This is a genomic window from Longimicrobiaceae bacterium, from assembly GCA_035696245.1.
Taxonomy (GTDB): domain Bacteria; phylum Gemmatimonadota; class Gemmatimonadetes; order Longimicrobiales; family Longimicrobiaceae; genus DASRQW01.
Genome location: DASRQW010000065.1, coordinates 1 through 9,739, shown reverse-complemented (window position 1 = coordinate 9,739; position 9,739 = coordinate 1). Strand labels below are relative to the sequence as shown.

Annotated in this window: 5 protein-coding genes; all 5 read right to left on the bottom strand. The window is 74.2% G+C overall.

Going from position 1 to position 9,739, the window contains the following annotated elements; genetic code table 11:
• Window positions 1–168: 168 nt before the first annotated feature.
• The gene (locus tag VFE05_03035) at window positions 169–474 is read right to left on the bottom strand and encodes a helix-turn-helix domain-containing protein (GenBank protein ID HET6229025.1); all 306 of its coding nucleotides are present in this window, start codon (window positions 472–474) and stop codon (window positions 169–171) included.
• Window positions 475–737: 263 nt separating this feature from the next.
• Window positions 738–3,173 (bottom strand): ABC transporter permease, encoded by a 2,436-nt coding sequence (locus VFE05_03030; GenBank protein HET6229024.1) that lies wholly within the window; start codon window positions 3,171–3,173, stop codon window positions 738–740.
• Window positions 3,174–3,178: 5 nt separating this feature from the next.
• Window positions 3,179–5,596 carry an ABC transporter permease gene (locus VFE05_03025; protein HET6229023.1) on the bottom strand — a complete coding sequence of 806 codons (2,418 nt, stop codon included), beginning with the start codon at window positions 5,594–5,596 and terminating at the stop codon, window positions 3,179–3,181.
• A 391-nt stretch (window positions 5,597–5,987) separates the two neighbouring features.
• Complete coding sequence (locus VFE05_03020; protein HET6229022.1) at window positions 5,988–8,426, bottom strand: ABC transporter permease; 2,439 nt, start codon at window positions 8,424–8,426, stop codon at window positions 5,988–5,990.
• Window positions 8,427–8,987: 561 nt separating this feature from the next.
• Window positions 8,988–9,739 (bottom strand): FtsX-like permease family protein (locus VFE05_03015; protein HET6229021.1); only part of this gene is annotated, 752 nt, incomplete at its 5' end.

The following is a 9,739-nucleotide window of genomic DNA, read 5'->3' as shown; positions in this document are numbered from 1 at the left end:
GTCCCAAAACCGGACACAGCGGGTGAACGGATGCGGAGGTGATGCGTCGGGAGCAATCCGTGCATCATCGCATCCGCCGCGCGAACGACATCGCCCGCCCCCGTGGTGGCGGAGGCGGGCGGATGTGTGGTGCTCGTCGTGTCGTCAAACAGCGGCGGCCGATGCGGCTCAGCCCAGCGGCTTACCGGAGGAGGCGTCGAGGACCGCTTCGGGGTTGCGAGCGGCGATGCGGAGGAGGACGCGTGCGGGGCCTTCGGGGCGGCGGCGCTTCTGCTCCCAATTGCGCAGCGTGCCCACGCTTATGCCCAGCAGCGCCGCGAACTTCGGCTGCGACAGTCCGAACCCGTTCTCGCGAAGCTCCTTCACGTCCACGTCGTCGAAGCTGAACGTGCGCGATGCCTTCGCTTCCCCGCGCAGGATCGCGCCGCCTTCGCGCACGCTCCCCAGCAGCTCCTTGAACAGCTCGTCATCCATGGTTCGGCCCTTTTCCGATCTTTCCGGCGACGTTCCTCCGATTGAGATCCAATCTACGCCGTTGACGTATATGCGCCAATAGCGCATGACTATCTAACCTGATGTAGTGTGGTTCCGAGAGTCTTTTGCTGCGGAAAGGTGCCCCCTCCCCCGGCCCCTCCCCCGCAAGCGGGAGAGGGGAGAACTGCTTGATACATCTCGCGTTACCCGGACGTTTACACGCGTCGGCGCTGTCCGAGCCGTGGGCTCGTCCGATCCGCCGCTCAATCTTGCCGCAGCGCGACCATGGGGTCCACGCGGACGGCGCGGCGGGCGGGGAGCCAGCTCGCGAGGAGGGCGACGCCGGCCAGGAGCGCGGCGACGACGACGAAGGTAAGCGGGTCCGTGGGGCTCACGCCGAAGAGGAAGCCGGAGAGGAAGCGGGTGAGCGCGAGCGACGCGGCCGAGCCCAGCGCCACGCCCAGCAGCGCCAGCCCCAGCCCGCGCCCCACCACCAGCCGCAGCACGTCGCGCGAGGCGGCGCCGAGAGCCACGCGCACGCCGATCTCGTGCGTGCGCTGGGTGACGAAGTACGCGGTGACGCCGTAGATGCCCACCACCGCCAGCAGCAGCCCGATGGCTCCCAGCACCGACAGCAGCCCGCCGTTGAACCGCTCGCGCAGCGTGGACTGGCCGATGCGGTCGCGCAGCGTGGCGACCTCGTACAGCGGCAGCGAGGGGTCCACCGCATGTGCCGCGGCGCGCATGGCCGCCGTCACCGCGCCGGAGCCGCCGCGCCCGCGCGCCACCAGCGTCATGGAGCGCTGCGTCCAGCTCCACGCGGCCGCGGGGGCCTGGCGCACGGGCAGGTAGAACTCCGGCCCGGACGGCTGCGCGGGACCGTCGGAATGGACGTCGCCCGCTACGCCCACGACCTCCTTCCACAGCGGCGCGCCGTCCGGGCCCGCCTCGCAGCAGGCGATGCGCTTGCCCATGGGGTTCTGCCCAGGCCACGCCACCCGCGCGAACGCTTCGCTCACCACGATCACCCTGGGCGCGCCCGGCCCGTCCGCCGCCGTGAAGTCCCGCCCGCGCCGCAGCGGGATCCGCAGCGCGCCGAAGTAGCCGGGCGTCACGATGCGCATGCGGCTGTCGATGGCGCTCGCCGCCTCCAGCGGCCGGCCCTCGGGCACCAGGCCGTTCGTGCTCCCCGCGCCGTCGAACGCCGCCGTCGTCGCCACGGCCGACGCCTCCACACCCGGCGTGGCGGCCAGTTCCGCGGCGATGCGCTCCATCGCTCCGGACACGTCTTCCGGCCGGGCGTAGCGCGCGGCGGGCAGCGAGAGGCGGCCGGCGACGAGCCCGTCCGGGTCGAAGCCCGGCTGCACGCCGGCCAGCAGCACGGCGCTCCGCACCAGCAGCCCCGCGCCCACGAGCAGCGTGAGCGCCAGCGCGACCTCGCCCACCACCAGGGCGGCGCGCAGGCGGTCGCTCGCCGGGCCCGCGGTCGATCCCCGCCCGCCCTGGTTCAACGTGCCCTGCAGGTCCGGCCGCGCCGCCCGGAGCGCGGGCGCCAGGCCAAGCAGCACCGTGCTGGCGAGCGCCACGGCGGCCGTGAAGGCGAGCACGGGCCCGTCGATGGCGGCCTGCTCCAGCCGGGGGATTCCCGGAGGGCCGGCGGCCACCAGCGCGCCGACGCCCCACCACGCCAGCGCCAGCCCGGCCGCCGCGCCCGCGCCGCCCAGCACCGCGCTCTCAGTGAGCATCTGCCGGACGACGCGCCAGCGGCCGGCGCCCAGCGCGCCGCGGATGGCGATCTCGCGCGAGCGGCCGGCGGCGCGGGCAAGCACCAAACTCGCCACGTTGGCGCAGGCGATGAGGAGCACGAAGCCCACGGCGCCCAGCATCACCATGAGCCGCTGGCGGTAGTCGCCCACCACCGCGTCCACGTACGGGGTGAGCCGCAGCGAACGCTCCGCGTTGTCCTTGGGGAAGCGCCGCACCAGGCCCGCCCCCGCCGCGGCCATCCGCGCCCGCGCCGCCTCCAGCGTGACGCCGGGCAGCAGCCGGCCGAAGACCATCAGGTAGTGCTCGTCGCGCTTGGACGCCTGCTCGGGCGTGAGGGCGAGCGGCAGCCACAGGTCCGACGGTCCCGCGGTCGCGTCGAACTCCTGCGGCATCACGCCCACCACGGTGTACGGCTCGCCGCCCACGCGCACCGGGCGCCCCACCACGGCCGCGTCGCCGCCCAGGCGCCGCATCCAAAGCCGGTGGCTGACGATGGCGACGCGCTCGCCGCCGGGCGGGTCCTCGGCCGGCGCGAAGGTGCGGCCCAGCGCGGGAGCGGCGCCGAACGCGGCGAAGTAGCCGCTGGTCACGCGCTCGCCCTCCACGCGCTCCGGCTCGCCGCCCGCGTCCAGGTTGAAGCTGCCGGACCGCGACGCCGCCAGGCCCTCGAAGACGCCCTTCTCCCCCAGGAGCTCCACGAAGTTGGCGGGCGACACGTCGCCCGGCTCACCGCGCCACGTCTCCTCCATCAGCACCACCCGCTGCGGGTCCGCGAACGGGAAGGGCCGCAGGACGACGGCGTACACGGCGCTGAAGATGGCTGAAGTCGCGCCGATGCCCAGCGCCAGCGTGAGCACTGCCACCGCGGTGAAGCCCGGCGCGCGGAGCAGCGTGCGCACGGCGTACCGCAGGTCCTGGAGAAGGATGTCCATCTGCCTCAATCCTGGCGGAGGGCGGTCATGGGGTCGACCCGCGTGGCGCGGCGTGCCGGCAGCCAGCTCGCGAGGAGGGCCACGCAGGCGAGGACCGCGGGAGATGCGAGGAAGGCGGCCGGGTCCGCCGCGTGCACGCCGTACAGGATGGAGCCGAGGATGCGGGCCACGCCGGCGCCGCCCAGCATCCCCAGTCCGATCCCGATGGCGGCCAGCCCGGCGCCCTGGCCCACGACGAGGCGCAGGACGTCGCGCGTCTGCGCGCCCAGCGCCATGCGGATGCCGATCTCGCGCGAGCGCTGCGAGACGGCGTACGCCATCACCCCGTATACGCCCACGGCGGCCAAGGCTAGCGCCAGGAGGCCGAACGAGGCGAAGATCTCGCCGTACAGGCGCGACGGCCACGCGCCGTAGCTGCGCACCTCGGCCATCGTGCGCACGTCGTACGTGGGCAGCGTCGCATCCACCGCGTGGATGGCGCGGCGCACGGGGCCCGCCGCCGCACCCGCATCTCCCCGCACGCGCACCAGCAGCCGCATGGTGCGCCAGCCGTCGCGCGCGTAGGGCACGTGCACCTGCAGCTTCGACGCGGGCGACGCCTTGCCGAACTCGCCGTAGTGCAGGTCCGGCGCGATCCCGACCACCGTGAGCCACGGGTCCTCCGCGTCGGTGCCCAGCCGGATCCGTCTCCCCAACGCCCCGCCCTTGGGCCAGAAGCGCCGCGCCACCGACTCGCCCACGATGGCGACCGCGGCCGTGCTGTCCGCGTTCTCCGCCGCCGTGAACTCGCGGCCCGCGACCAGCCGCTGGCCCAGGACGGCGAGGAGGCCGGGCGTGGAGGGCACTCGCATCACCGTGGGCTCGTCGCCCGGCTGCACCGGCTGGCCCTCGGCGGCGGCGGGCCAGGCGCCGCCCTCCTCCGCGCCAGGGATGGCGCCGGTGGCGACGGCGCGCTCCACGCCCGGCAGCGCCTCCACCCGGCGCACGGCCTGGTCGAAGAAGGCCGCGCGGGCGGCCAGCGGCGCGTACCGCTCGCCCGCCAGGTACGTCCGCAGCGTCAGCAGCCCCTCGGTCCGGAACCCCGCATCTGCCGATGTCACCGCCAGGAAGCTGCGCACCATGAACGCGGCGCCCACGAGCAGGACGAGCGACAGCGCGATCTCGCCCGCCACCAGCGCGCCGCGGAGCCGGCCGGCGCCCGCACCCTCGCCCGCGCGGCCGCCCTCCTTGAGCGCACCCTGCACGTCCGCCCGCGACGCCCGCAGCGCCGGGACGATGCCGAAGATGACGCCCGTCGCCACGGACAGCAGGAAGGTGTAGGCGAGCACGCGGTAATCCACCGAGAAGTCGATCCAGTACGGCAGCTGCTCGGGGATGCCGCCTACCATGTGTGCGATCCACCACACGGCGATCAGCACGCCCAGCACGCCGCCGGCGAGCGCGATGAGGACGCTTTCGACGAGGAGCTGGCGGATCAACCGTCCGCGGCCGGCACCCAGCGCCGCGCGCACGGCGATCTCGCGGCTGCGGGCGGTGGCGCGGGCCAGCAGCAGGTTCGCCACGTTCGCGCAGGCGATGAGCAGCACGAAGCCCACGGCGCCCAGCAGCAGGTACAGCATGGTCCGCAGGTCCCCGTCTACCATGTCGTCGCGGTACGTCTCCACGCTGGGCATCCAGCCGCGGTTGCTCTCCGGGTGCTCGGCGGCCAGGCGGCGGCCCACCGCGTCCAGCTCGGCCTGCGCGCGCTGCGGCGTCACGCCGGGGCGCAGGCGGGCCACACCGTACACGTAGCGCTCGGAGCGCGCCTCGGCCGGGTCGGGCACCAGCGGCACCCACATCTCGCTCTTCTCGGGGAACTGGAAGTGCGGCGGCATCACGCCCACCACCGTGAACGGCACGCCGTTCAGCAGCACCTTGCCGCCCACCGCCGCCCGGCTCCCGCCGAAGCGCCGCCGCCACAGCGCGTCGCTGAGCACCGCCACGCGGTCGCCGCCCTTCACGGCGTCCGCCGCCGTGAAGCCGCGGCCCAGCGCCGGGGCCACGCCCAGAAGGGGGAAGAGGTCCGGCGTGGCGGCCCAGCCCTCCACGCGCTCCGGCTCGCCGTCGCCCGCGATGGCGAAGTTGCGCGAGTACAGCATCGCCAGGCCGTCGAACACGCGCGTCTGCTGCTTCCAGTCGCGCAGGTCGGCCAGGCTGGAGCTCTGCTCGTTGTCCCCGCTGCGCGTCTCGCGGGAGTAGACGGAGACCACGCGGTCCGGGTCGCGGAAGGGGAAGGGCCGCAGCAGCAGCGCGTTGACCATGCTGAAGATGGCCGTGTTCACGCCGATGCCCAGCCCCAGGCACAGCACCGCCACCGCCGCGAAGCCGCGACTGCGCCCCAGCGTGCGCACCGCGAACCGCAGGTCCTGGAGGAAGGAGTCCATGGGAGGGCTCGCAGGTAGGAGTTGTCGTTGGATGGATGTTCGGAAGATGCGCAGCGGACGCGTATCTCCCGGAGGAAAGCCTTACTTCGGCCGCGCCACGACATCGGCTCGCCTCACCATCTCGGCCGATGCGCGGCAGTGGATGCGGGCGTCTCGGTCGATGCGGCGCCGGTGAGCCATGCCGGGCGTCGGGATCGACCGAAGGATGGTCGAGGCGTGGCCGGGTCGTCTCGGGCCGCCAGCCGGTGGTATGAAACGACCGGCTATGGACTGCGGTCGTCCTTCGGACGAGGCTCCACAGCGGCGGAATGTTCGTCCCCGGTCTGCGAATACTCGATACGCTGCCGCGCCGCCTGGCATCTCCCGACCACCACACCGCTTCGCCTGACGCTCAGTCCTGGCGCAGGGCGACCATGGGGTCCACGCGCATGGCGCGGCGGGCGGGGATCCAGCTGGCGAGGACGGCGGCGGCCGCGAGGAGGAGCGCGACGCCCGCGAACGTCGCGAAATCCGTGGCGGTGACGCCCAGAAGGACGCTGGAGAGCAGCCGCGTCACGCCCGCCGCCAACAGCGTCCCCACGCCGATGCCCCACGCGGCCAGCCGCGCGCCCTCGCCCACGAAGTGCCGCATCACGTCCTTCGCGCGGGCGCCCAAGGCCACGCGCACGCCGATCTCGCGGGTGCGCTGCGCGACCGAGTACGCCATCACGCCGTACACGCCCAGCGCCGCCAGCATCAGCGCCAGCCCGCCGAAGAGCGTGAGCACCGTGCCGCCCGCGCGCTTGGGCTCCAGCTGCTGCTCCACGTAGCCGGCCAGCGTCCGCACGTCGTACACGGGCAGCGCGGGGTCCATCTCCCGGACCGCCTGGCGCAGCGGGCCCGCCACCTTCGCCGGGTCGTCCGCGCGCACCAGCAGCGTGGTCTCGCGGCCCTCTTCCGGCGCCTGGGCGGCGGCCAGGTACACGAACGGGCGGATGGGCTCGCTGAGGCCCATGTAGCGGTAGTCGCGCGCCACGCCCACCACCTCGTAGTCCGGCCCTTCCCCGCCGATGCGGAAGTGCTTGCCGACGGCGGACTCGCCCGCCCACCAGCGGCGCGCCATCGTCTCGTTGACCACCGCCACCGGCTGCGTGCCCGCGCGGTCCGCGTCCGCCACGTCGCGCCCCGCCGCCAGCGCCACGCCCAGCGTGCGGAAGAAGCCCGGCGACACCGCCGCGGTGAACGCGGTGCCGCCCTCGCCCATGCCGTCCTTCTCGTGGCCGGGCAGCGTGATCCCGTTGCCGTACCACGTCTCGCCGAACGGCACCGACGTCGCCAGCGCGGCCGAGCGCACGCCGGGAACCGCGCGCGCCCGCTCCAGCAGCTCGCGCCCGAACGCCGCCGCCCGCTCCGGCGAGTAGCCCTGCGTGGCCAGGTCGTGCGACACGGCCAGCACCTTCTCCGGCGCCGTGAAGCCCAGGTCCACGCTGCCGGCCTTGCCCAGGCTGCGCAGCATGAGCCCGGCGCACACCAGCAGCACCAGCGACAGCGCCACCTGCGCGGCGGCGAAGCGGCGCTGGAGCTTGGAGCGGCTTCCCGCCCCCGCGCCGCCGTCGCGCAGCGCGGGCAGCACGTCCGGGCTGCTGGCCTGGAGCGCGGGCAGCAGCCCGAAGAGCAGCGCCGTCACCAGCGCCAGCCCGCCCGTGGCCGCCAGCACCGGCCCGTCCACCCGCAGCGAGAGGGGGATGGGCACGCGCAGGCGGTGCAGCAGCAGCCCCGTGGCCCACACCGTCACCCACAGCCCCGCGCCCGCGCCGAGGGCCGCCAGCAGCACGCTCTCGGTCAGCAGCTGCCGCACCAGGCGCGTGCGGCCCGCGCCCATCGCCAGGCGGATCCCGATCTCGCGGCGGCGGGCGGCGGCGCGGCCCAGCAGCAGGTTCGCCACGTTGGCGCACGCGATGAGCAGCACGATGCCGGTGACGCCCAGGCCCAGCGCGAAGAGGAAGATCGGCTCGTCGTTGTTCCCCGCCGGCGCGGAGCCGTGCACGCGCGACACGCTGGCCGTCACGTGGTCGTGCTCCACCGGGAACGCCTGCTCCAGGCGCCTCGCGACCGTGGCCACCGCGGCGTCCGCCGCGCGCACGTCCGCCCCCTCGCGCAGCCGCCCGATGGCGGCGAAGTCGCTGAAGCCGCGCCCGTCCATCCGCACGCGCTCGCGGGGCATGAGCGCGCGGTACGCCTCCACGGGCACCCACGCGTCGGGCACGCGCTCGCCCAGCGCGGGGCCGTAGAAGCCCGCGGGCGCCACGCCCACGAGCGTGAAGTGCTGCCCGTCCAGCACCACGTCGCGCCCGATCGCCGCCGGGTCGCCGCCCATCTTCCGCGTCCACAGCGCGTGCGAGACCACCACGCCCGGCGCGGCCGACGTGCGGTCGTCCGCCCCGGTGAAAAGGCGGCCGGCGGTGGGGCGCACGCCCAGCGCGGTGAAGTAGTTGCCCGTCACCACCTCACCGCGGATTCGCTCCGGCACGTCGCCGCCCAGCGCCATGGGTACCTCGCGGTACGCCGCCAGCTCCTCCATCACCCCCGCCGTGCCCGCCCGGTAGTCCCGCAGGTCGGCCAGCGACATCCGGGTGGAGTTGCCCCCCGCGTACTGCTGCGCCACCCACACCAGCCGCCCGCCGCCGTTCACGCCCGGCGCCGGACGCACGAACACGCCGTCCAGGATGGTGAACAGCGCCGTGTTGGCCCCGATGCCCAGCGCCAGCGTGAGCACCGCCACCAGCGCGAAGCCGGGGCTGCGCATCAGCGTGCGCACCGCGTAGCGGACGTCCTGGAGAAGCGTGTCCATCGTGCGATTCCCGTCTGGAGTGGTCGAGCCGCCCGCCCTCGCGGCTCCAATGATCGAGGCCAGAACCGCGCCCATTGTCGCCCGGCGTGCATCCACATCTACTGCAACGTCTTACGGCATATGCGCGGGGGCGGATGCGCGGCGGATGTGTCCGTTCGTGGGATTGGCGGTCCCGGCACCGGACGGCGCCGGACAACAGCTGCTGACGAGCGATGCCGAGGTTTGGAGGCTGCGGAAGGGTGCCCCCTCCCCCGGCCCCTCCCCCGCAAGCGGGAGAGGGGAGAACTGCTTGCGGGATTTGGGTTTGGAGCGGATCGGGCGCAGTTGCAGCGCCAACGACGAGGTGATCGGGATGCGCATCGTGGGGAGGTCCGAGCTTCAGCGCTCCTCGACGACATCGCATGCTCAGTCACCGAGCGGGCCGCCGTACCGACCGCCCACCCGCGCTCTTCGACACCCGAAATCGCGCAAACCCTCACCCCACCGTGATCTGGCTCCCCTCTCCCAGGCAGTTTTGGGGGAGGGGCTGGGGGAGGGGGCATCTCTCCGCAGCGCCCTGCCCTACTCGTGCCGCAGCGTCACCATCGGGTCCACGCGCGTCGCCGTGCGGGCGGGGAGATAGCCGGCGCCGAGTGCGACAGCGGCGAGGGTGGTGCTCACGGCGAGGTACGTCACCGGGTCCGCGGGCGTGACCTCGAAGAGCAGGCCCTGCAGGATGCGCGTGACGGCGAATGCGGCCAGGATCCCCACGCCCAGGCCCACACCCACCAGGCTCATCGCCCCGCCCACCACGTTGCGCAGCACCGCCCGCGGCTCCGCCCCCAGCGCCATGCGAATGCCGATCTCGCGCGTGCGCTGCGACACCGAGTACGCCATCACCCCGAAGATGCCGATGGCGGCAAGCAGCAGCGCCACGCCCGCGAACACCGCCAGGAGCAGCATGTAGAAGCGCGGCCGCGCCACCGACTCGGCCAGCACGCGGTCCACCGTGCGCAGGCTGCGCAGCGGCAGGTTGGCGTCCATCGCGCGGACCTCGCGGCGGAGCGCGGGGGCCAGCGCCGCCGGGTCGCCCGCCGCGCGCACCACCACGTTCATGCTGGGCGGCGGCACCTGCGCGGCGGCGATGTAGATCTCCGGCTCGGCGCCGTGCTCCAGCGCGTCCTCGCGCACGTCGCCCACCACGCCCACGACCTCGCCGCCGACGGCCACGCCGTCCCGCGTCCACCCCAGCTCGATGCGCCGGCCCAGCGGATCCTCGCCCGCGAAGAAGCGCCGCGCCGCCGCCTGGTTGAGGAGCACCACCGGCGCCGAGC

What these genes read in the sequence shown, in the direction of transcription:
- VFE05_03035 (HET6229025.1), bottom strand. Translation starts at nt 474, where the DNA reads ATGGATGACGAGCTGTTCAAGGAGCTGCTGGGGAGCGTGCGCGAAGGC.
- VFE05_03020 (HET6229022.1), bottom strand. Translation starts at nt 8,426, where the DNA reads ATGGACACGCTTCTCCAGGACGTCCGCTACGCGGTGCGCACGCTGATG.
- VFE05_03030 (HET6229024.1), bottom strand. Translation starts at nt 3,173, where the DNA reads ATGGACATCCTTCTCCAGGACCTGCGGTACGCCGTGCGCACGCTGCTC.
- VFE05_03025 (HET6229023.1), bottom strand. Translation starts at nt 5,596, where the DNA reads ATGGACTCCTTCCTCCAGGACCTGCGGTTCGCGGTGCGCACGCTGGGG.